The sequence below is a fragment of the Brucella pituitosa genome (assembly GCF_003049685.1).
GTDB lineage: Bacteria > Pseudomonadota > Alphaproteobacteria > Rhizobiales > Rhizobiaceae > Brucella > Brucella pituitosa.
Genome location: NZ_PYSY02000010.1, coordinates 14,645 through 35,796, shown reverse-complemented (window position 1 = coordinate 35,796; position 21,152 = coordinate 14,645). Strand labels below are relative to the sequence as shown.

Sequence of the window (21,152 nt, the reverse complement as noted above, 5' to 3'; positions counted from 1 at the left end):
GATAACAGGAGGAACATATGTTTCGCTATTTAGCACGCAGACATGATCGCAAGCACATTATAAAATCATTACAACGTCAAAAGCTCATCGAACACAGGTCTATAAAGTTTATGCATGATAGCTCATTGACATTCGCAGTTCACAAGAAAGAAGCAAAAAGCGTCGACAGCATAGAGTTAGAGCTCGATGAAAATTTCAACGCGCAGGCATTTTTCTCTCCTATTTTGCCGCCTGAACCACTAAGCGAAAGCACAGACCAGGTTGTTTTCCAATCTGACATCACGACTGAAGAGGAAGAGAATAATATATTTGAATGCGAGATAACTGACAGCGGAACGAAAGAACACGCTATCGTTGTCTTTCATCATTGGTACGCACGCAATCGTTATTCCGCATTCGCAAAATTTTTCGCAGCTAGGGGTATCACCGTTGTCGAGGCTACCCTTCCGTATCACTTCAGGCGTGGTTCTGACGACTTCCGAAGAAAAGCTTTGAATGCCGATATAAACCTTACCATCCGTTCGATGCGCCAGGCGGTTCTGGATGGCCGCAAACTTGTACGTTGGCTCGGTAAGCAGGGATACTATAAAATCTCCGTGGTAGGGATGTGTATAGGTGGCTTGGTTGCAGGTCTCATCGCTGCGCACGAAGAAAAAGTGCGTAAGGCAGTCCTGATGGTATCGCCAGCTAAACCCGCCGAACTGGTATGGACTGCGGAAACTTTAAGAGGGCTGCGTAGCCGTATCGAGCCAGCAATGTCTTTAGACGAATTGAAAAGCGCTTGGGGTCTAATCGATCTTGAAAATCATCTTTCAAGGCTAACACGACCTCACCTGAATATGATGTTTGTGTTAGGAAAAGACGATACGATCGTATGTCCAAATCTTTCGGATCGGGTAGTTGATGTGTTAGAAAAAGGTGCTCGTAGACCTGAAGTTTTACGTCTGAATTGCGGCCATTCGTCCGTCGGAATCTTTCCTTTTAATTTAATCGCGGCCCATAGGGTACTGCGATTTTTGAAAGATTGGCCAACTTTAGCTGAGTTGTGGGATGTTCGGAACTTCCGCTACGACTTTAGCGAATTGCCTAGCCGTCGTCAGCGCACCAAGATACGAAGATTCATGAACTTCTCGCAATAATATGGACACGGTGTCCAGCCCAATCTGCTTGAAAGATGTAGGCTTCGCTCACGCGGGTCAGCGAACCGCAGAATATCACGATTGTCGGGTGGTTTGATGGAACTTGCGACGGTAAACGTCAGTTTGAACACTGAACCGTCTACACCTGTTTTCGCATTAGAGGCGGAAAAGACGTCGCTCCCGGCCATGAAGATTGATATGAAAAGAAGAATAAATCACTTTTCTGAAATGCTATTATAACGGAGCATCTCTAGCGATCACCGTGATGGCGCTGAAAACGAGGGAGTTGAAAGTGAAAAGTGAGTCACTAGATTACTCAAACGAGCATTCCTTGAAAACCAATGATCCTGAAATCGATAAGCCAATCTTTAGGCGTCCTGGTTTTAACGGGATAAGTACGTTCGAAGAAATCGATCATCGGCTTGCGAAGTACCTCCGCGAAGCGCGTGAACAGGCGCGCCTCAAACAAGCCGACTTTGCCCCTCTAATAGGGCTTTCGACACCGGTTTATGGCCGATATGAACGGGCATTTTCAAAGCTTCATGTCACTCGCATGATTCATATCTGCGAAGTGCTCGGCGTTATACCCATCGATATGCTTTATGAAGCAGCGCCTCATTTGTGGGGCAATAGTGAGGAGGAAGCCAAAGAACGCGTGGAACTTGCGAAACTCTTGGCAAATCTTCCGCATAGCTTGCTGCGTGATCTGCTCCCCGTGGTTAGAACACTTCCAACCTGCAGAGCCAGGTCGATGCCAAACTCATAACCTGAATTCAACGCCATCGCAGTCGAGATTGCCCGTTCCATGGAACAACGTAACAGCCGTCACAACTTCATGTATTTTATTCGAACCAACTACCGCTGACGGCAGCATAGCCGCTTACCACTTCAGTTTTCAGAATTGCGGAGGACGGCAACTGCCTAAATCGCTGAGGCGTCTGGCCGGTTTGAATGTCGGATGTTATGGTTCTACGATTAAAGTGACGAACAACTTCAAAAATATCGGTCAAGCTTGATAACCTCGTCAAGTTTAAGGCTGGGGCGTCGGTCTCGAGATTGAGGTGGACTGCCCTGTCGTAAACAGCGACGCATTCCTTGTTTGTAATGCGAGACATATAAATGATGCCGTCGAATTCGGTTTGGTCGTAGATTTCCTGACTTAATCGTCTACCTGCGGCTTGAGCCTTTGCGCGTACGGTATCGGTCGATATTCCAAGCAGGCTGGCGCCCTCATAGCGCAAGTCGAGCAAAAATAGCGGCTTCGGATTACGGATCACAGCAATTGAATAGCGATCAAGCTCTTCGCGCATAAGGTAGCGGTCCGCTTTTCAAACCTATCTCGCACTATCGTTTCAGCAACTGCCGTCATCGGATTTTGCGCAAGGTAGAGCAATTGAAATTTATTCTTCGGACTTGAGAACCGCGTAAGTCCAAACCCCATACCTAAAGGCGAGGCCGCATAGATGCGCGGGAGAATCCGCACATAATTGCTGACATCTACTTGAACGGCAAGTTGCTGCAGGATATCCGGATGAAGCATCAATGCGCTTCGAAATATGCACGAGCAACATCGATGACTTCATCAAGGCGCTCCTGCTTGAGACAGTCGATAGGTTTCCGCCCACCTAGGACGGGATTGACCTGGCGTAGCCAGAGCCAAGCAATTCGATGACTACCGATTATATCGATGATGGTGGAAATCCCTCTTGCGGGGCGTCCGTCAATGAATTGCTCAGTCGGATAGACATGCTTTTTAGTTCCCTTGAGAAGCGCTATTACTTCGTTGGAATGCTGCCAGCGATGGAGTGTCGAGCGAGGAATGCCGTAGTCGCGACTGAGCTCGGTTGCGCCAACGCCTCCGGCCCAGTCTTCAATCTTCCGGGCAACTGCAATGTCATTGAGTAGCCGTTGTCCTTCTTCATCGGATACAATCGTACCAAGACCGTCGCCCTTGGAAGGTTCAACGACATCAGGTCTCGTGAGACCAATCTTGCTGTAACCCGGCTTTTTGCCAAAGGATTTAATCAGTCGGTTGATGCCGTGCGTCAACTCGGCCTGCCGCTTCCGAAGTTCCTGCCGGGCTTCTAGCGGGAGATCGAGTACGGCCGCTGATGCGGCTCCCGCTGTGCTGAAAGCGCAAGCGTTCCTGACTCAAATGCCTTGTCGCTTTTGAGCGCATTCGTGACTTTGTTGGTGACACGTTCTGCTACGTCGGTGCGGCTACTGTGGTGCGTCTGCATATTGGACTAGCCATGGGTGTACTCCGTCTTCATGCAGCTCAATATAAGGATTTTATATCCATTTGTCCAGTTTGTCCCATTTGTTCAGGGCGATGCTCACCGACAACGTTCATCAGAAGCTGCTACCTTCTCATTGGTGTGAAGAATTCACCTTCTCGGCAATTCGTCATTGCAGCATTCGCATTTAATAACGCTCAAATAATCTGAATCCCCGGCGCTCTTCCCGGACCGCCGGGGACATGTAGACACCTCCGGTCACGTTTTCCGCGATGTTTACACGCGACGATATTAACAATTGCCGCCTGAAGTTTGAAACCGATCAATCACGATTGGGTAATTTTAACGACCGGTCTGAAGCGTTATTACAATTCTGCCCTAGCCAAGTTTCCGCCGACGAGCTGTTCTCGGGTTTAATTCTGATAAGCAACGGCAAACCGTCCCTTTATGGGCATTTTTTGGTGGACGGAACTTGAGAAGGAGCTTCAAGCAGATCGGGACTGAATCTACTGAATGCCATGCCTTGCAACCTAACTGTCGAAGGATCCGGTTTGCTCTCACGGCTCCGCCGTCGTCAAGCAGCTGTGGCTTGTAAAACAGAGAACAAGGCGCCACCATCGCGATCCAGATCCTGGAGATCCAGGAGAAGCGTCTCACCTCGGCTCTGACACAATCAGCTCAATCTTCTCAGCATCCATCGAGGCAGCTATCGCCTGCCTGTTGCCCCAGACCTTTCCACATCTTGTCATGTCCGGCCCATCAGCCGGACTGGCGATGCTGAATTCGACCCGGCCCGCATCCACGCCGTCGCAGACAAGATTACCGGTTCCATGCAACAATGTAACAGCCATCACTAATCCTTATGTTCAAAATCGTTCGACGGTAGTTCTGGCGGTGTCGCACGCGACCCTTAGTTCAATTCTCAGAATTATCCTTGATCGCACTCAGCTTTTCACGGAGAAGGCGCTTAAGGCGGGCGTTTTCCGCTTCAAGTTCTGCGAGCATTTCGTCGGTCACCAGTTCATCAGTAGCTTTGGGCTTTCGGTCACGGGAGCGCATTTGCGGTGACATGGACGCCCCAGGAATCGTCGCATCTTTGTCTGTCGCCTGCTCTATTCTCGGTGGCTCCGCACCACTAGACGGTTCGTGAAGTGCATTCGCTTCCTCAAACGACACTAACGCTTCCGATGGGTTTACTGGCTCGGCCCCGATGGATGCGTTGCCATCTGCTTCTTCAAGCTCTTTTGCCGGGGTCGTGTTGATGGTGACCTTCTGCAATTCATGATCGAACTGCAACTTCCTCTTGCTGATGACGCTTTTGTTCTCAGCCGCTTCGTTAGCTGAGTCCCTTCCCGTCTGACACCGTCAGGTCATTGCCTGCCATCAATCCATCCTTGGACTTTGATGATCTTCCCCGGGACAGATTTTGCGTCGGTTTTGAAACAGATGATGAGGTGGAAGGTTCATTCGCCGCCTCGTGCGTCGGCTCCGGCTGACTTGACAATGCTTCAGGCGGCTGCACTTCATTCGCAAGCACTGGGAAGCTTCAAGTGGCGTTGGCGGTTCTATCTGCGGAATTGCATCAACGCCTGTTCCTTCAAAGTCTTCCACCGTGACCCTGATCGACAGTTTTGCCTTTGAACCGTCATCAGATGGCTCTGGGCTCGTATCGGCTGGGCTTTGTACACCAGACGTTGCATCCGCCCCGGTGTCGTTGTTGCGCGATCGCCAGTTCTTCAGCCCCGCGACGAGGCGCTCACTCCATGATTTCATTGTCAATCAACCTCCCCGTTCGCGCCAAAACGGACTTGGTGTTGCCTGCTTCCCGACACGCGACAGCCTTGCCGACGATAAACCGGACACCCCAAATGACCAGAACACGCGGTTGGTATTGCTTCATGCCAGTTTCAGCCAGGTCGTCGTCGGGCCAATGAACATGCAGGCCTGAATAAAACGGACCTATCTACTGGGTGGTCCGCAGATCGGCTCGTCTGAGCAGCGCGAACAAGGCGTCATTTTCTGCGCGCAGTTTCGCAAGCAGTTCGCGCTTGAGAGACGCATTCTCGCTTTCGAGGGACAGTAGTTCGGACGGGCTGTTCGTCTCTGCGACCGGAGGTCTCGCAGTTTTCTTTCTTCGAGCAACCTTCTTCACGCTGCGCCGAACAGAGCGATTTTTCTTTCTGACAACAATTTCTTCGGCAATTTCTGGCTTTGGACCGCAATGGGCGCTATTCTTTTTCTGGCTCTACCGCATCAATGACAGAAAGCTCGCTCGTCCGCAACGGTTTCAGCAGTAGCCGCGATCAGCGGCAGGAATTCCAGGTCGGCTGTCTCAGCCTTGTCGTGCATTGGTTCGGGGGATTGAGCTCCTGCCTGAACATCTATCGGAGATTGCGACGTATCCGCTTCAACTTCCCGGGCGATCGACTTCAAATCCAGATTTCCCCACAAGGATGCATTCCCCCTGCGGGCACGCTTGTTCTTATATTCGACGATAACATTGCGAACTGGATTCTTCATCCGTGAATGGCTTTCAGATGAAATATGACAGAAGGGGGTGAGAAGAGCGCTTGACTCTACCTATCGATTTCCAGCCTGTTTTTCAATGTTCAGCACTGCATTCAATTGTGACAACAGCCTCTCGGAAAATCTCTTTCGTAAGTTCACCATGAACTACACGACTTTACTTCCACATTAAGCGTTGATCTGTCTGTCCCCGAAATAAGTAACTGCCCGTCCGCCAACACAGGAGAAACTCAACATGGCTGATGAAACAATTACCGATGCAAAACCTGCTGCAACTGCAATCAATGCTGCTGAACCTGTCGGTGACATGCCAAAAACACGCGCTCCCCGGAAAAAGGCTGCGCCAAAACAAGCAAAGACTAGCGCTGTTTCTCCTTCAACGGCGACAAAGGTCGGCACCAAACCTGCCAAAGCACCTAAAGCTGCCGCGAAGGCTAAACCCGTTGTAACACAGCCAGCAAAACGCACGGTCAAGAGATATAGTCCCGAGCAGCGTGCCGCCATTCTCGCTTCTATCGAAAAAGCAACAAAAGGGGGAAAGGTCACTCTGCAAGCTGCATTGCAGCAAGCGGAAGTCAGTGAACAGACTTATTACAATTGGAAGAACGCAGAAAAGGCAGCACCAACAGCGGTAAGGGCGCCTTCAGGTGATGACCTGAAGACTCTGGTGACGCTCGAAGCTGAAAATCTAAAACTGCGCAAGGAACTGGCCAGTAAGCTACGAGCAGAAAACGCCGAACTGCGCAAGCGTCTCGGTAAGGCTTAAGATCGGCCGCAGCACCGGGCGTCTGCGCCAACCCGTCCATTTTTCTGGTCGACAGTTGGCACTCGAAGGCACATACCCCGCAATTCCAGTCCTGCGGGTTGCCCTTCGCTCCCCCAAAAACAAAACACCCGCCGCTGGAGGAGCGACGGGTGTTTATGAGGAAGACCAGACCTTGGGAGGAGGATGTCTGGTCTTAGATCGCCGAGGAATTGGGAGGAACGGCCTCAGCGATAATCAAAATTTGTTAGCGACCTGAAGCCTGACGAGCTAAGAACGGGATTTCCGAAGCCATGATGCCCAGATCATTCAGTTCACGAGCATTCAGGCGGCTCAGTTCGTTTACAGTGTTACGATAACGGCGCCAGTTGCTGTACGAGCGGATCAGGTTCATTTCTCTCCTCAAAATTCTCTCTTTGTTGCAAACAGCATATAGGTCCGCGTGATCTCAGACAGAAGGGCCAGTTTCGCATAGCTGACATGCCAATAAGATGGGGTAACGGCGTAAATCGCGTTATGATCGCAGCTACGCCGAGCGAGAGTTCTCGGTTTGTGTTCACTCCAATTTCTTGCCTAGAGAAGCGTCCGCAAACGAATATTTAACCATAATCCGGCGAATACTTATCGGGTCCAATCAGGCTTACGGTATGTCGCACTTCGCACTTTTATCTAAATTCACGTTGAGGATTGTTGTAATTTCCGGCGTGCTTGTCAGTTCGGGCAACGCAGCGACGCTATTTTTTGAACATGGGATAGTGCGGCAATCTTTCGACCAGCACCGACGCCATTTTATGCCGTCGTCCTCAATTGACCGCTCGATCAATGGACTGCTTTTGCAGGTAAAAGATATCCGACCGCCCGCATTAGTGGGGTCAATTGCACCGATCAAAGCCGAACTGGACCAGATGACCACTGGCAGCATCAATCGCACACAACCAACTCGTCAGGACACTTCATCGACTTATGTTCCAACCGCCGACGACATGGCACCCGCGATAGAAATGCCAAGAGGCGTTGATTCCAAAGAACAGATTGCAGCCTATCAGATCATGTTGAACAGGGCAGGCAGCGTCGCCCGGCGCAATCGATGGGCGTTCCGGCAGCAATGTCGACAAGGCTGCTGCGGCTTTTGGCGAAATCACGGGTAGATTTATCAATCCAGCCGATCCCGCAGCGGTTCAGACCGAACTGGAGAATACCGGCGGACCAGCTTTCAAGGATTACCTCATCACAAATGAAGATGTTGGCAGGCAGTTTGTTGCAGAAATCCCCGCTGACTACGCTTTGAAAGCCCAATTGCCGGCAATGGCTTATACCTCAGTCACGGAAATGCTTGCCGAGCGGTTTCAAATCGATGAGGGTTTTCAAAGAGATCAATCCAGGGGTGAATTTCAATCAACCAGGCTCGATCATCAAAGTTCCCAATCTCGGCAAAGCCAAACGCACGCCGATTGCCCATATCATAGCAGATAAAGGTCGCAAACAGGTTCGGGGCTATGGTTCAGATGGAAAGCTGAAGGTAGCCTACCCGTCAACGATCGGCTCTTCGGACACTCCTTCTCCTTCGGGCACGGTTCAGGTCAAACGAATAGCGAACAATCCCAATTATACATACAATCCCAGGATCAACTTCAAACAGGGAGCCAATGAAGGCGTTCTGACCATTCCGCCTGGGCCAAACGGTCCCGTCGGTACGGTATGGATTGCGCTTTCCAAACCCACTTACGGTATTCATGGCACGCCTGACCCTTCACGCATCGGCAAAACATCGAGCCATGGCTGCGTGCGTCTTACAAACTGGGATGCAGAAGAACTCGCAAGAATCGTCAAATCCGGCGTCCTGGTGGTGTTCACGGAATAAACGATCATAAATTGGCCCGCCCATCTGATCGCTTTTTTTGTAATCAGGCAATCGCTTCTAGCCCTTTTTTCTGAACAACGGTCAATAACCGTAATGCAGGTCCGCCAGGCTTCTTCACTCCGCGCTCCCAATCTGACACCAGACCCTTGCTCACATTGAGATAGCGGGCAAAGACAGGCTGCGATATATGTTCACGCTCGCGAATGGAGCGGATCTCTTCCGGGTGGGCTCAATCGCGGTCAGGCAAGCATCATCAAATTCTCGCATAGTCTGCTTGTCGATCGCGCCGACTTCAAACAGGCCCTCCATAGTTTCGTGGATGGCCGCCATTGCTTCGCTCTTATATTTCTTCACCATCGTCAACCTCCGAAAAACGCCCTCTCTCGATCAGCAGCGCCATTTGCTCATTTGATAACGCAAGAAGTTCCTTTGCCATCTTCTTGAATTGAACTTCTTCAACGTCTTCAATGTTGGCCTGCTCATTCTTTGCAAAACCGAACACGAAAAATGCCCGCCGCTCCTGCCTATATAGAATAATCGTGCGAAACCCGCCCGACTTTCCCTGTCCTGCCCGGGCGACTCGTTGCTTAATGACACCGCCACCGAGATCGGCGTCTATCTGACCGCGCTCGGCACGACGCACCGCTTCTATCAAGGCGACGTCCGTAATCCTCTGCTTTCGAGCAAACCGCTCGAACCAGGCGTTCTTAAAATCTGCACAGTCATCTACCCTGACTATATATAACACTAAGCATGACACTTCAAGGATTGTTGTTGTACAATGTCCGTCCCTGCGCGTCGGAATTCACTGCGACCCTGCTATTGCCAAGCTTTCATTGGCTTTCATCCCGAAAACAGAAGCTTACTGATGGAAAAGCCCCTGCCCTCGCCTTTTGCGTCAAAGACCGCAAATAACCACCAGGCGAATTGATGGTCGACAGCTTCTGCAGAATCCATGCAATCGCCGTCGACGCAGCTTCTGCCCCATGACGCCTCAGAGCTTCACCATAAGCCGACTGACTTATACCAAGGAAGCCGGAAACGATCTGTGAAGCATCTTGAAGCTCTCGCCATGTGCTGATGCCGTGCGCTCCATATTCGCGAATATCCGGACATGTTCGCAGCACTTGATCGAGCGAAATGGAAGGTGAAACCCGAATGCGGTTCTCGTCTTCGAGGCTCTCAGGAACCGTCGTTTCCAGAAGACGCCTTCAAATCAATCTTTTGTTATTTTGAGATTTAAAGGGATTCTGGCAGGATTCATTATGCTGCCGCTCAATTGAGCGACGCTGCCGCTCATTTCTGGAACAATTGCCATGTTTTCAAAGCGATAACCAATTCATCGTATATGGCTGTCAGATTGGCTTTGATAATCATCAGCTCATCGAGGGATGCTCGGCGAGGAATAGCGTCTACAACGTCACGGAAGCGAACAAATAGCCCTTCAAGACCCTCAATAAAGTCACCGGACCCATCCGCGTTTTCTGAAAAAGCCGAAGCGATCTCTCTGCGCATGACGGACACTTCATCGCGAAGCCGTTTCAAGGCTTTTTGCTCCGCAAGGATTTTATCTGCGATACCGGCAATCTCAGATGCGCGATCAACAAGGGCGCAAAGGAAAGCCGAAGGCAGTTCAACGCCCCTTCCCTGTCCTTATGCGCATAACGCTTGCGGGTTGGGCTATCTTTGCGCGCAATGATCCCGGCCTCAACCAATGAAGCCAGGTGACGGCGTAGCGTTGATTCAGGCAGGTGCCGTGCAGCGATAGTTGGCGATTGGATGGAAAACGACGAGGCCGGTTTCTCATTCATGTCGTCGTCAGGGAGAAATGACAAAAGCGAACTGAGCACAGCAAGGCAGCGATCATTGAGATCGAGTGCTGACTTGGCCACACAGAGCTGTTTGTAAATCACCCATCTGTTTACCCCCGCCCTGCTTATTCTGCAGTTCAGGATTTTGGGCGAAACTATTCCTTCGCCCGCGAAACACGGACGTGACAGTTCCCAGAATTTGCATTCCCTCTCACCTTTCAAAAGGCAAAAGAAATCCACCCGCCAAAATGACGCTTATGACTCTTGACACCGATTCGGGGAAATGCGATTCTCAGTCTGCTAAAACATCGAGAAGGGCTTCCACGACGGCAACGTTTGGGGGCCTTTTTCTTTTGCGGCTCAATCTCCATTCTTGGTTTCTGATTGCTTGAATTCCTCAAAGAGGATTTCAAGTCGCTCGGATAACCAATCGCCGAACGGTCTAGCTTTCTCGCTTTTGAAAGAGAAATCGACCTGTTTCGGCTTTTGACTCATCGTAATGGCAAATTCGCTAGATCCCCACGACTTTGCCGTTGGTGTGGTTCGTTCCTTTTTGACCGGCTTGCCTTTGGCATTCGCCGCAGTGAAGACCCGATTGAAACGCTCGTCGCTATCTATTGAACCAAAATCGTCTGAAGTTACGATTTCGGAAATTGCAGCGGCCTTACGTTCGACTAGAAGGCTTAGTTCAAGCCAGCGTTCGCGCCCTACCCAGGAGCTGATCCTATAATGTTGACGAGTTGCGGCGAAATACGGGACGTTACGGAAATCATCTTGAAACCGCTGCCGCATTAGCTGCTAGTGCGGAGGAGATTGTTTCACGGTCATATCCGAGTGTCTCAAGATTTTTGCGAAAAGAGCTTTCAATGAAACTGAGATTTGCTCGAGCCGAATTCTCTTGTCCTTGCGCGATAATATGTGTTTTGTCGTCAAGTGCTTTTACAACTGCTCGAACATTGCGTCCGAGCTCGCGGGCTACGTTTACACGACGATGACCAAAGACGATCATAAAACGACCATCTACGCTTGGATGAGGACGAACGAGTATAGGGCTGTCCTGTCCCCGTTCCTGGATAGCTTGAAGAAGCTGCTGATATTCTTCACCATCAGTACCAAGACGATCAGATACAAAAGAACTGTCTATAACATTTGGATCGAGGTCGACGACTTGCTCGCCTTCAGGAAAGCGTCAGCTTGACGCGCAAGCTCATTAACAGAACGGATCATGGATTTGGATGCGCCACCGATCCGATAATTGACGTCACTGGCTCTTCGGTTGACCCGTAAGTCCCGCCAGAAGATTTTTCCTAGCCATTTCAATCTCCGTAATCGCTTATCTCACTGAATTTGCAATCATAAATGCTGAATTTGTCAGCAGACAAACTCATCTGCCCCAAGATTCGTGGATAAGGCCTTCAATTTCGCCATTGACGGCATCTAATGATTCAATTGCACGTTCATAGGTGGAACGTGTCATCGTGCTTTTTTCGACCTCATAGAGCGTTTGCTTTGTGATCCCTGCATCTGAGACAGCGGTTGATTTGACCATCTGGTTCTTGAGGATAAACTCGCCAAACAATGTCTGCAAAAAAGCCACCATCTGAGCCTGTGGCTGATCTGTTGGCTCGTATCTGGTTACAAGGTAGCGATACCATTCCAGATTTACCTCTGCGCCGGCAGCGCGGATAGGCTCGAGAATATTGCAAGCATCAGGAGGAACTGGCCCATCGACATCACATCCAGCATCTGGGGATGTATCGTGATAAGAACTGCCGTGGCTGACGTGAGCGCCGTTATAGTCAGGTAGCCAAGCTGTGGAGGGCAATCAATGACGACGATGTCGTATTGATCGTCAACTTCTTCGAGGGCTTTCGAGATGCGGGTAAAGAATGATTTACCAGCATTCGAATTGCGGTCACTCATTGCGAGGGGGGTATCATATTCGAATTCCTGCAATTCCAAATTTGCAGGAACGATGTCCAGTCCAGGAAAGTTGGTGTTCTGAATAATTTCAGAGAGCGGCTTTTGCTCCTCATCATATCGGATCGCGTCATAGATTGAAGGGACCTGATCCAACTCCGGTTGAAACCCGTGCAGTGACGAAAGCGAGGCTTGAGGATCGAGGTCGATTGCCAAGACGCGATGACCAGTAAGAGCCAGATGTTGGGCCAGATGGGCGGTAGTTGTAGTTTTCCCAGAGCCGCCTTTGAAGTTAACGACCGCTATGACCTGAAGATGTTCGCCTGGCTTTCTGTGCGGGACGTAATTACGTGTTTCCGATCGACCGTTTTGATCAAGATACTGGCGAATGTCATGCATCTGCTCAGCGGTGTACGATCGCCGACCCGACGGCGAAGTTTCAGGAGCGGGGCCTTTGCCTTCCAAATGAAGTTTCTTAAGGTGACTCTGGCTTACACCTATATATTGTGATGCTTCTGCAAGAGAGAATGAACGAAGTGTCTTTTTTCCAGAATCTGGGAAGTTCTGAACGCTGAGCAAATGCAACTTCTTCGAAATTTGATCCCCTTGATCGAGGATGTGTTTTTCGAATTTAAGCGTGGCTTTCGGCTTTTTGAGCGAGATCTCGTTCATTACCCATTGATTTCCATAAAAACGATTTTTGGACAGAATGGCCAAACTAACCGTTATTATGTCCGATTCTTAGGGATCTGCAACAAATTTAAAGTTAATAAGTTAACGCCTTCGCGGGGTCTATAGCTCGCGCTCCGGTCCGTTATCATATTGATTTAAAGTAATATTTTCCTACTTTTGTCGGCGGACAAAAATTACTGAGATTGGTTTTGTCTGGGAGCGAAACGTCACAAAGTTAAATGCAGACGAATAGTCAAGAACGATAAGGTTGTCGCATGAGTTTATGATCCCAACCCAAGCTGGCAGTTCGGTGGGGCAGTTCTGAGGTGCACTTTAATGTTGATAAGACGGTAGTGCCTCAGAATGTTGCTTCCACTTGCGTGTTCGTCCCAACTAACTTGGTGCATTCATGTAGGGGTATATGGGGTGGTCTGAATGCCGGCTGTTTCTTTAGTCGAGTGGGATATTGTCGAAGCCAGAGTGTCGGCTGCAAAGGCAAGATATGCGCTTTCAAAACAGTCTCTCGCATTCCTTTATCTGGTGCTGGAGCAGTTTTTTCCGGATCGATCTTCCGATTATCCTGAGATGATTGTCGATGGAGGAAACGATCTCGTGGGTCGATGCAATTGAAATTCTTGAGAGAGAGGATCACGCTGAAGTTCTGGTCTTTCAATCAAAGCACAGGACATCTCTCGACCTCCACGGACCGAACGATAAATGACGCGGAGGTTCTTAAAATTGGGTCATTTCTGCATTGTCTCTTTGGCAGAGAAGAAAGGCTTACGAAAACGGGGAACCTTCAACTTGCCGATGCTGTTTCGCGAATCTGGCAGCTCCACCGCACTGGCGTAATATGCCGTTATAAGGTTGTTTTTTGTAGCAACGGGAAGGGCTTGTCTCATTCGGCAACCACGATTCTCGATAGTACGCTTAATTCGATGCCTAGCGTTGATTATGAACTATACGGTCCTGCCGAAATTATGAGGGACATCGGCGCTACCGGTCGCGAACGTGAGAATGGGTATCTGCAAGTTATTGGTAGGAAGCATTTGAGCGAGTGACGGGGATATACGCGGGTTATCGCATCCGTGGACGCACGCTCTTTCGTTGATATGATACGAACGTCAGATGGCAAATCCATCAAGCGACATTTGTTCGACGAAAACCTGCGCATTTTTCTCGGATCAACCGGCGGCTATAATAGCAATATTATCCAAACAGCCGTGTCCGAGGATAGCCATCTATTTTGTATCTGAACAACGGCATAACGATTACCTGCAAAGATTATGCCTACAAAAGGGTCATTCGAACCCGGTGATTAAGATTGAAGATTTTCAGATCGTCAATGGTGCTCAAACCTCGCATTCGTTATTGGAAGCCTACAATCGTTCCCCAGACGCATTCGAAAATATTGTGATTATGGTCAGGGTTTACGCTACGGCGAGAGGAGATATTGCGGAGCGTGTAGCAGTTGCAACTAACAGTCAAGCTCGCATTCAAGCTCGAGATCTAAGAGCTAACCATCCGATACTCAAAAAGCTCGAGATAGCTTTTCTAAATCAAGGTTATTATTTCGAACGCAAACGAAATATGCATGCCGACAAGGACCCGGGCGCCGTCTCGATGCCTTAAAGCTTGGCCAAATACTACTTTCATACGAGTTGGGGGAGCCGGATAGCGCTAAGGCGGACTCCGATAAGATTTTTGGCGAGCGGTTTGCAGGGATCTTTCACGAGAATTATTCCATTGAGGAACTATGTCGTCTTGTTGAACTCTATCGGTTGATAGAAGATATGCGTGACGACTACGTTGCTAAGCAGCGGGACGCTATAGAGTCTACAGGCGAGCAGCAGTACTTAGTATATGGACACTGGTTTGTACTCTATGCGGCGCATCTTATCTGCACTCAGAAGAAGTTGCCCATACCGTTCGGATCTGACGCGAAACAACTAGTATTTGATGCCCTTACTTTGGTCGCCAACGCATGTGCAACAGCGAAAAGCGCAGCGCAATATCAGCTATTCCGTAGTCCACGAACGAAGAACAGGCTGATCGCAGAGCTTGAAGGTCGCCAACTGAGTCTGTTCGAACTTTGAAGTGCGATTGTCAGAGTCTGTGAGGTTCTTTCCCAAACCAAACAGTTAGTAAAAGCTAAGTTTGATGGACTAAGAGCTTCGAATGGATGAGACCTGAGGCGGGGAAGATGCCAAAAATTCAGAGTTTGAAATATTACGACCGCTCAGGAGATCAGCGGTTATTAAAGTTCAATACCGGTGTACTAAGTCCAAGTTTTGAACTCACGCTACTTACAGGTCAAAACGGCTCACAAAAGAGCTCGGTGCTTCGGGATCTCGTATCGGCGCTTATACTGCCGGACCATCGGACGAGAGTACAGTTTTGCGGCCAGTATCAGGCACCCACGCCGACTCCAGTAGTTTGCTTTTCGGGATCGGTTGCTGACAGATTTCCCGTGAAGATGCAGGGTGGGCGCCGTACAGAATACGACGTGGCAAACTATCATTATATCGGCCAACGCGCCGGGACCAATTTACTCAGTAAAAAGCTTCCTCTGGAAACTGCAGTTATCTTCGCGTTGAACCCGGCGATGAAAGAGCGGTTTCGATTACCTTTCTTCGAAAGGACGTTTTCATTTTCAGGGCTTCTTCCCAGGCTGAGTCTAGATATCCGCTACGATCCCAAATTCCGTAAGCGGTTTCCATCGAAAACGCCGCACGAAATCCTCGCTATAGCTCTGGACGAAAACGCAGAAACGAAAAATCGAGGCGGCATATCTAAGGCTACCGCTCAAAGTGTGGTAGCCCAATTTTCTGGGGACGATTTCGATTTCTTGAACGTCCTAATAACGGAGCGCAAAGGAAAATCTCTCCAAACAACGTTGGATCAATTTAGTGTCACTGACACTCCAGAGAACCGCGCCGTGAGGCTTGGGTTATTAGCTTGATATACTCATTATCGATCGAGCCTTTGTACAGCGTCCGGGCGAAGAACCGTTTTCGGCTTACGAGCTTAGTTCGTGAATACCACATGCTAACCAGTCTTCTGGCGTTAGGGTTTTCAGTTACAGCGGAATCTATTGTGCTGATTGATGAGCCGGAAAACAGCCTTCATCCTCAGTGGCAACAAGACTTTATGAGAACGGTCCTGAGTTGTGTGAATTAATGCAAGATGGTCATCTCGTTATTTCTACACACTCGCCACTCATTGTAGCTTCTGCAAAACCCGATAGCATGATCGTCGATTTGAGTATCCCTATGGACGTCATGCCTGCGGCTCCGGTCCAGTTTGGCGCATCAAGTGATAGTATTCTTTTCGATCAGTTCGGCATCGCTTCGAGCCGGAACCTCAATGTAGTCGACCTTGTTCAAAGAGCCGTTAATCTGGTTGAAAACGATCTGACAAAAGTGCTGATTTCATAATGCTTTGCCGAGACTGCGGCATTTGCGCGAGGCGTCGGAAAGCGACCCTTTAAGTGCGGTTGTTGATGCGTTATTGGATGGAGATCGTCGAGATTGAATATAGGCTTCGAACGCATTTTACCGACGCCCACCTACGCAAGCGGAGTTACGCTTGCATCATTTGCGGGTCGCAATTGGGATAGTCGCGCAAAGATTGTCACCGAATTCAAGCAGAATCTAAAAAGCACACTAAGGCATGCTCAGCGCTCTCTCTGCTGCTACTGTCGACGACCGCTTGGCGATTACCGTGACACCGAGCTTGAACATATCATCGAAAAATCTGCTCACCCCGCTTTCACCTTCGAAATTAATCTGGCGCTTTCATGCTCAACGTGCAACAATCAGAAAGCGAGGAGTTATAAGCTGCTTTGCGAAAACTAAAAGGCGATCTAATAAAGTTTCTGGAGGAGGGCTTAATAAATTGTAGCCCCGTGCTCTCAAGAAACATACCACCAGTCGCGATTTCATCCGCAGCAGACTTTCGCTGGGTACATCCACATCTCGACGTTTTCAGCAATCATATCAAGGTAAAAGGGATACGTTTTTCAAAAACGATCATTAAAAGGCCATAGGACTATTCAAGGACTACAACTCAACGCTCTCACGCGAGTAGAGCATCGAGCGGCCGTTGAAAAGCTATTTTTGAGGCAAGGATTTCTAACAAGTGCAATCGGTGCTTTAGCGCAATTGCATTATCATAATCCCGCTCAAGTATATTCAATTATTGCAGACGTCCTTAGAGCAAAGATCCGGGCTGCGTAATAGCTATCCCATGGCAGTTATCTTCATAGCATTCTGGCCGCACGACCGCTTCGCCTTGTAGCATTATTGTAATAGTTGGATGCCTGCTGCACTGAGCGATGACGCGATTGCTCCATCGCTTCGGGGAGCGGAATGCCACGATTGGCCGCTTCGGTGAGATAGCCGGAGCGCAGGCCGCGCGGAGAATTCACTTGCGTCGAGCCCGGCCATTTGCGCGCTGTTTGACGATCCGGTTGACGGCGCGGTTCCAGCGCACGCGCGGACACATTGCTCCATCGATCGACTTTTCGAAACACGCTGCCCTTGTCGATCCTAGCTGCTTCCAGCCAGCGGGTGAGGGCTTCGACGGGTCGGCCGGTCAGATAGACGGTTTCATCGTGACCGGCACCACTGGTTTTGGTGACCGAGATGGATGCCGAGCGAGGGAAGGGGGGAACCATCCTCGTCAGTGACAGGCACCTGTTTGACCAGTTGTTCTACGCGCAAGCCTGCGATTTCGCTGCGCCGACGCCCGCCCGAGGCAAAGGCTACCATCAGGATAGCCCGATCCCGCAAAGCGGTGAGATCCGCCGGAACAGGTTGCCAGCAGCTTGTCCAGAATATCGCCGGTAATCGCATGGGCACTTTGCGGCTGCGCGGCCGGTTCAGGGCGCGCACCGCAAGCCGGACGGCCGATTTGACGGACGGCGATGAAAACGCACCTCCAGACCGCGCCAGCGGGTCAGCGTCGACCAGTTGGCCAGACGCCGGCGCACCGTTGCTGGTGCATGCGGCCCGGATACACGCAAAAAGCCTTGTTGGCGCAATTCCTCTTCCACGCCGGTAGGCATGCCGTGATCGGGTTCGATCTCGCGCTGCTGTGGCCGCCACAAATGATGGGCGACGAATTTCAGGAGCAGGGCTTCCGGCGCCGGAAAGGGGAGGGGGCTGCCGGTTGCGGCCATTGAGCCTTGATTCGACCATTGACTGATGTCTCGACATCCTGATCCGGCATGTCGATCATCAGACAGCGGCTATCGGAGCGTTTCGGCGCGCTGTTCGATGGCGGATTGTGATATCGAGAATACACGGAGTTTTCATTATCTCAGTCGTTCTCTCAGGCTGTTTGGCAAAATGAGATTTCCTGTCCGCCTGGATTATTCCGCAAGCGGACCGTAGAAATTTTCCGACAGATGCCGCACTGAGCACATCACGAAAGCAAACGCTTCGAAACCAATCCAAAGGATTGGCGCGGTCAGCAATATTTTGATAGCTGAAGGATCTGTTTCCCGAAATAGCACTGGAAGAGCCAAGCCGCAGCAGAGACCAATGATCAGGCCTGCGGCGCCGGTGACAGTTTCAGAGATCCATACATTTATTTCACGGCCCCGCTTACGATACTGCGTAAAAGGCAACGTGAGAAAAGCGCTCGATGTCCACAAAAAGTAAGTCAACATCTGGTCAATGACGCGCAAGTCGAAGCCTTCGGCTTGCCGGACAGTGATTTCGATGGCTGCTGCCGAACCGAGCCAGACAGATAAAGCTATTGCCATAGCGAATCCATCGACTGCGCGACGGCTCATCTGTCTGCGAGATTGATGCCAGCTAAGAAGTGTGCGCTGAAAAGCGGCGTCGTTGTCGTATGTTTTGTTCATGTGTTCCTCGCATTTTGCCCTGACTTTCGCTGATTTGCGGCGTCAAATCAATAAGCTTCGATAACCTGTACTTATCGGATGTTATAAACCCGTAATGTTGACATCAGAGTAACGAAAGCTAGAGCAATATTCGGTTTCGTATAGAGATATTTGTGTAATCTATTGAAAAGGTTAGTTCGAAGAAAAGTCGTGCTATCCCGCCAGAAAGTCGTACGCGGGCACATCCGTTGGCGGTGCTATTTTACTGTGCAATTGCGCGCTGACTTGCAATGTATCATAATCCGGTCTGTGAGAGAAGATTGCTTCAATTTCATGTTGAAGAAGGCGCGGATGACTGAGATCGACATTGATAGTCTGGATGAAGCAACGCTGATGGCGCTGAACCGTCGCATCGTTGAGCGCCTGCAATATCTGCATCAGCAAAAGACGGCTTTAGCGTTGCAGGATATCAGGATCGGCAGCGGCGTGACGTTTACAGGGCCGGATGGAGCCGTAAATCGGGGCTTTGTTCTGCGCTGCAATCGTAAGACGGTGACGGTGCATACGGATGACGACAAGCAGTGGAACGTTTCACCGTCATTACTGACACTGACAGACCGCCATATTATGGATGAGGTGCCGGCAAAAGCAGGGCAGGTAGTCCCATTTTCAAAGCCTGGTGGTCGCAAGTAAGCGTGATCAGGCTTTTGCGATAATGAGAGCTGCAAGTTCAGGGGTCGCTGGCTGTTGACCGGGCACGCCAAGCCGGTCGCCGAGATAATGCCAGAAGGACAGACCGCTTTTGCAGGTCTTCATGAGACCGAGCATGGTCGCGGGCGACACGCCCATCCCGGCTCATGGTACCGCCAGAGATCTTGCGTTTGGTGACGCAACTCCTCAGATCGTTCTCGGACGCATTGGTGTAACGGGATTTCGGGTCGTTCGAGAATTTTCAGCAATTCGTACTTACGGCGCGGTAAGCGCACCAGAAGCTTATCCAGATCAGCATATCCGGTGCGAATGGAAAATATCCGATCGAACCTGACTTCAAGGGCCTGAGCTGCACGACGGCTGGGACTTCGGGCAAAGTCTTTCAAAAGCTTGTAAAAGAGCCAGATGAGTTTGCGCAGAGTTTCGACATGTCCGACCTGCTGGGGCGTTGCTGGCATCAGCTTGTGCAAGCGTTCAGCATGCACCCAGCACAATGCATGCTCCCCAACCCGGAATTGCCCTGCATCGTCAGAGACAATGACCGTATTGCCCATAAGCCCGTGATATCGGATGGCTCCCCATAGACCAGCTTCACCGAACATGCGGACCGTATTGTTGTCGAAGATATCGACGCCATTTCTGAGCAGATGTTCAAGAAACGGCACCTGATTGGGAAAGTGCTGTGGTTTGTGGGGTGTAAGCGGGCTATGAGTGCAGGATCAATGTTACGGGCTTGCAAATAATCGAATGCTGCATCGTTAAGAACATAGTCGGTATAATTGCCACGCAGCAGCGACAGAAAGTTCAGCCGTGATTTCGTCTTTGTGGTGCGAAAGACGCTAAAATGCGCGTTGCCGATATGAGTAGTATAGAAATTATCGCGGGCATGACGAGCACCGGTGTCGTCGACCGTTACATAGTCTGCCGACACAAGACCAGTATGCAGAACCGCAGCATCCTCAGCGATAAAACCATCCAGGTTCCTGGTTAGCAGACGAACAACCTGTCGTTTCGAGATATCCACGCCGATATCGTTCAACAGCGTCGATAGTCGTTCCATCGTCACCTGGCCCTGTGCATGAAGCATTAAACACAACCGCAGCAGATTGGGTCCGTAGCCGCCGACAATTCCGGCAGGCGCAAGGATTGTTTTACCGTCCGGGGTCACCCAGCATTCGCGCCGGTAATGAATAACTTCAGCACGCAAAACCACGTCGCGCACGTAATAGCTTTTGTAGCCCTTAAAGCGTGATCCAGCCGGAACATCGGCATGAAGAACAACGTCGCGGTCAACGCGGTCCGCGTCCAGTTTGGGCCCACGAGGTTTCCGCCGCTGCTGTCGTGAACCTTCGCGTCTGTGGCCTTGTCCATGCCTGACGGTTTGAACGGCGGTCGTGGTGGCAGGTTTTTCAGCCGCGCAATTTCATCGCGAAGGAGTTGGTTCTCAACTTTAAGCCGGGTGTTTTCCAGACGCAGCTCGGCATTCTCCTCACGGAGTGCTGCATTCTCAGCTTCCAGTTTCTCAAGTCGAGCCTCTGCATGTTCTGCCTTTTCAACCAAACCCGTGACCAGACTGCGCAACGCATTCAGTGAAAGCGTGTCAGCATGCTCAGGCGAGGGAAGCGTTCTCTTCGGCATACCAAAAAGAGAATCATGATTTG

At 50.3% G+C, this 21,152-nt stretch carries 24 protein-coding genes and 6 pseudogenes; 12 read left to right on the top strand and 18 right to left on the bottom strand.

The window, feature by feature from the left end:
- Positions 1-17: 17 nt before the first annotated feature.
- Together C9380_RS26175 and C9380_RS26170 are read left to right on the top strand one after the other, a co-directional pair.
- The gene (locus C9380_RS26175) at positions 18-1,139 is read left to right on the top strand and encodes an alpha/beta hydrolase family protein (RefSeq protein ID WP_128095118.1); all 1,122 of its coding nucleotides are present in this window, start codon (positions 18-20) and stop codon (positions 1,137-1,139) included.
- Between the two features lie 265 nt (positions 1,140-1,404).
- Positions 1,405-1,905, top strand: a complete 501-nt coding sequence (locus C9380_RS26170) for a helix-turn-helix domain-containing protein (protein ID WP_128095176.1) — start codon at positions 1,405-1,407, stop codon at positions 1,903-1,905.
- 76 nt (positions 1,906-1,981) lie between these two features.
- Here C9380_RS26170 and C9380_RS26165 read toward each other — a convergent pair whose 3' ends face one another.
- The 5 genes from C9380_RS26165 to C9380_RS26150 form a co-directional block, all read right to left on the bottom strand.
- Complete coding sequence (locus C9380_RS26165; RefSeq protein ID WP_252869927.1) at positions 1,982-2,449, bottom strand: hypothetical protein; 468 nt, start codon at positions 2,447-2,449, stop codon at positions 1,982-1,984.
- A complete protein-coding gene (locus C9380_RS28265; protein ID WP_252869926.1) occupies positions 2,413-2,679 on the bottom strand; it encodes an RES family NAD+ phosphorylase in 267 nt (88 codons plus the stop codon). The genes C9380_RS26165 and C9380_RS28265 overlap by 37 nt, the downstream gene beginning before the upstream one ends.
- Complete coding sequence (locus C9380_RS26160; protein WP_252869925.1) at positions 2,679-3,188, bottom strand: antitoxin Xre/MbcA/ParS-like domain-containing protein; 510 nt, start codon at positions 3,186-3,188, stop codon at positions 2,679-2,681. The genes C9380_RS28265 and C9380_RS26160 overlap by 1 nt, the downstream gene beginning before the upstream one ends.
- A gap of 841 nt (positions 3,189-4,029) precedes the next feature.
- Complete coding sequence (locus C9380_RS26155) at positions 4,030-4,227, bottom strand: hypothetical protein (RefSeq protein ID WP_252869924.1); 198 nt, start codon at positions 4,225-4,227, stop codon at positions 4,030-4,032.
- Positions 4,228-4,291: 64 nt separating this feature from the next.
- A complete protein-coding gene (locus C9380_RS26150; RefSeq protein WP_128095117.1) occupies positions 4,292-4,672 on the bottom strand; it encodes a hypothetical protein in 381 nt (126 codons plus the stop codon).
- 316 nt (positions 4,673-4,988) lie between these two features.
- Here C9380_RS26150 and C9380_RS26145 point away from each other — a divergent pair, with 316 nt between their 5' ends.
- Positions 4,989-5,324, top strand: coding sequence for a hypothetical protein (locus C9380_RS26145; protein ID WP_128095116.1), 336 nt, complete (start codon positions 4,989-4,991; stop codon positions 5,322-5,324).
- 305 nt (positions 5,325-5,629) lie between these two features.
- Here the strand turns inward: C9380_RS26145 and C9380_RS26140 are convergent, their stop codons facing one another.
- A complete protein-coding gene (locus C9380_RS26140; protein WP_128095115.1) occupies positions 5,630-5,896 on the bottom strand; it encodes a hypothetical protein in 267 nt (88 codons plus the stop codon).
- Between the two features lie 241 nt (positions 5,897-6,137).
- Between C9380_RS26140 and C9380_RS26135 the strand changes: the two genes are divergently transcribed.
- A complete protein-coding gene (locus tag C9380_RS26135) occupies positions 6,138-6,668 on the top strand; it encodes a transposase (protein ID WP_128095114.1) in 531 nt (176 codons plus the stop codon).
- A 244-nt stretch (positions 6,669-6,912) separates the two neighbouring features.
- Here C9380_RS26135 and C9380_RS26130 read toward each other — a convergent pair whose 3' ends face one another.
- Positions 6,913-7,059, bottom strand: coding sequence for a DUF1127 domain-containing protein (locus tag C9380_RS26130; RefSeq protein ID WP_094515340.1), 147 nt, complete (start codon positions 7,057-7,059; stop codon positions 6,913-6,915).
- Between the two features lie 571 nt (positions 7,060-7,630).
- Here C9380_RS26130 and C9380_RS26125 point away from each other — a divergent pair.
- Positions 7,631-8,526, top strand: a pseudogene (locus tag C9380_RS26125) (L,D-transpeptidase); the annotation flags it as partial.
- Between the two features lie 43 nt (positions 8,527-8,569).
- Here the strand turns inward: C9380_RS26125 and C9380_RS26120 are convergent.
- The 8 genes and pseudogenes from C9380_RS26120 to repA form a co-directional block, all read right to left on the bottom strand.
- A pseudogene (locus tag C9380_RS26120) lies at positions 8,570-8,883 on the bottom strand (helix-turn-helix domain-containing protein).
- Positions 8,867-9,265 carry a type II toxin-antitoxin system RelE/ParE family toxin gene (locus tag C9380_RS26115; protein WP_128095175.1) on the bottom strand — a complete coding sequence of 133 codons (399 nt, stop codon included), beginning with the start codon at positions 9,263-9,265 and terminating at the stop codon, positions 8,867-8,869. The pseudogene C9380_RS26120 and the gene C9380_RS26115 overlap by 17 nt, the downstream one beginning before the upstream one ends.
- 94 nt (positions 9,266-9,359) lie before the next feature.
- Positions 9,360-9,653 carry a replication initiation protein RepC gene (gene repC / locus C9380_RS28260; protein WP_252869923.1) on the bottom strand — a complete coding sequence of 98 codons (294 nt, stop codon included), beginning with the start codon at positions 9,651-9,653 and terminating at the stop codon, positions 9,360-9,362.
- 169 nt (positions 9,654-9,822) lie between these two features.
- Positions 9,823-10,071 carry a hypothetical protein gene (locus tag C9380_RS28255; RefSeq protein ID WP_252869922.1) on the bottom strand — a complete coding sequence of 83 codons (249 nt, stop codon included), beginning with the start codon at positions 10,069-10,071 and terminating at the stop codon, positions 9,823-9,825.
- 3 nt (positions 10,072-10,074) lie between these two features.
- A pseudogene (locus C9380_RS28250) lies at positions 10,075-10,418 on the bottom strand (helix-turn-helix domain-containing protein); the annotation flags it as partial.
- A gap of 279 nt (positions 10,419-10,697) precedes the next feature.
- On the bottom strand, positions 10,698-11,129 hold the full coding sequence (locus tag C9380_RS28810) for a plasmid partitioning protein RepB C-terminal domain-containing protein (protein WP_353954672.1): 432 nt from the start codon (positions 11,127-11,129) through the stop codon (positions 10,698-10,700).
- Positions 11,107-11,481 carry a ParB/RepB/Spo0J family partition protein gene (locus C9380_RS28805; protein WP_353954673.1) on the bottom strand — a complete coding sequence of 125 codons (375 nt, stop codon included), beginning with the start codon at positions 11,479-11,481 and terminating at the stop codon, positions 11,107-11,109. Before C9380_RS28805 ends, C9380_RS28810 begins: the two co-directional genes overlap by 23 nt.
- Positions 11,482-11,721: 240 nt before the next feature.
- Positions 11,722-12,929: pseudogene (repA, locus tag C9380_RS26100) on the bottom strand (plasmid partitioning protein RepA).
- Positions 12,930-13,364: 435 nt separating this feature from the next.
- On the opposite strand from repA, the gene C9380_RS28245 reads away from it, so the two are divergent.
- The 6 genes from C9380_RS28245 (at position 13,365) to C9380_RS28795 (ending at position 16,786) form a co-directional block, all read left to right on the top strand.
- Entirely contained in the window at positions 13,365-13,559 is a 195-nt protein-coding gene (locus C9380_RS28245) for a hypothetical protein (RefSeq protein WP_252869920.1), read from the top strand.
- A 498-nt stretch (positions 13,560-14,057) separates the two neighbouring features.
- The gene (locus tag C9380_RS28240; protein ID WP_252869919.1) at positions 14,058-14,561 is read left to right on the top strand and encodes an AIPR family protein; all 504 of its coding nucleotides are present in this window, start codon (positions 14,058-14,060) and stop codon (positions 14,559-14,561) included.
- A 571-nt stretch (positions 14,562-15,132) separates the two neighbouring features.
- Positions 15,133-15,891, top strand: coding sequence for a P-loop NTPase family protein (locus C9380_RS26090; RefSeq protein WP_128095113.1), 759 nt, complete (start codon positions 15,133-15,135; stop codon positions 15,889-15,891).
- An 83-nt stretch (positions 15,892-15,974) separates the two neighbouring features.
- Positions 15,975-16,109, top strand: a complete 135-nt coding sequence (locus C9380_RS28800; RefSeq protein WP_128095112.1) for an AAA family ATPase — start codon at positions 15,975-15,977, stop codon at positions 16,107-16,109.
- A complete protein-coding gene (locus C9380_RS26080; protein ID WP_128095111.1) occupies positions 16,109-16,366 on the top strand; it encodes a hypothetical protein in 258 nt (85 codons plus the stop codon). The genes C9380_RS28800 and C9380_RS26080 overlap by 1 nt, the downstream gene beginning before the upstream one ends.
- 93 nt (positions 16,367-16,459) lie before the next feature.
- Positions 16,460-16,786, top strand: a complete 327-nt coding sequence (locus C9380_RS28795; protein WP_164844757.1) for an HNH endonuclease — start codon at positions 16,460-16,462, stop codon at positions 16,784-16,786.
- A 404-nt stretch (positions 16,787-17,190) separates the two neighbouring features.
- Here C9380_RS28795 and C9380_RS26070 read toward each other — a convergent pair.
- Together C9380_RS26070 and C9380_RS26065 are read right to left on the bottom strand one after the other, a co-directional pair.
- Positions 17,191-18,114: pseudogene (locus C9380_RS26070) on the bottom strand (site-specific integrase); the annotation flags it as partial.
- A gap of 189 nt (positions 18,115-18,303) precedes the next feature.
- Positions 18,304-18,801, bottom strand: a complete 498-nt coding sequence (locus tag C9380_RS26065) for a hypothetical protein (RefSeq protein ID WP_128095110.1) — start codon at positions 18,799-18,801, stop codon at positions 18,304-18,306.
- A 315-nt stretch (positions 18,802-19,116) separates the two neighbouring features.
- Between C9380_RS26065 and C9380_RS26060 the strand changes: the two genes are divergently transcribed.
- Positions 19,117-19,473 carry a hypothetical protein gene (locus tag C9380_RS26060; RefSeq protein ID WP_128095173.1) on the top strand — a complete coding sequence of 119 codons (357 nt, stop codon included), beginning with the start codon at positions 19,117-19,119 and terminating at the stop codon, positions 19,471-19,473.
- Positions 19,474-19,479: 6 nt separating this feature from the next.
- Here C9380_RS26060 and C9380_RS29010 read toward each other — a convergent pair.
- A pseudogene (locus tag C9380_RS29010) lies at positions 19,480-21,129 on the bottom strand (IS66 family transposase).
- Between the last annotated feature and the right edge of the window lie 23 nt (positions 21,130-21,152).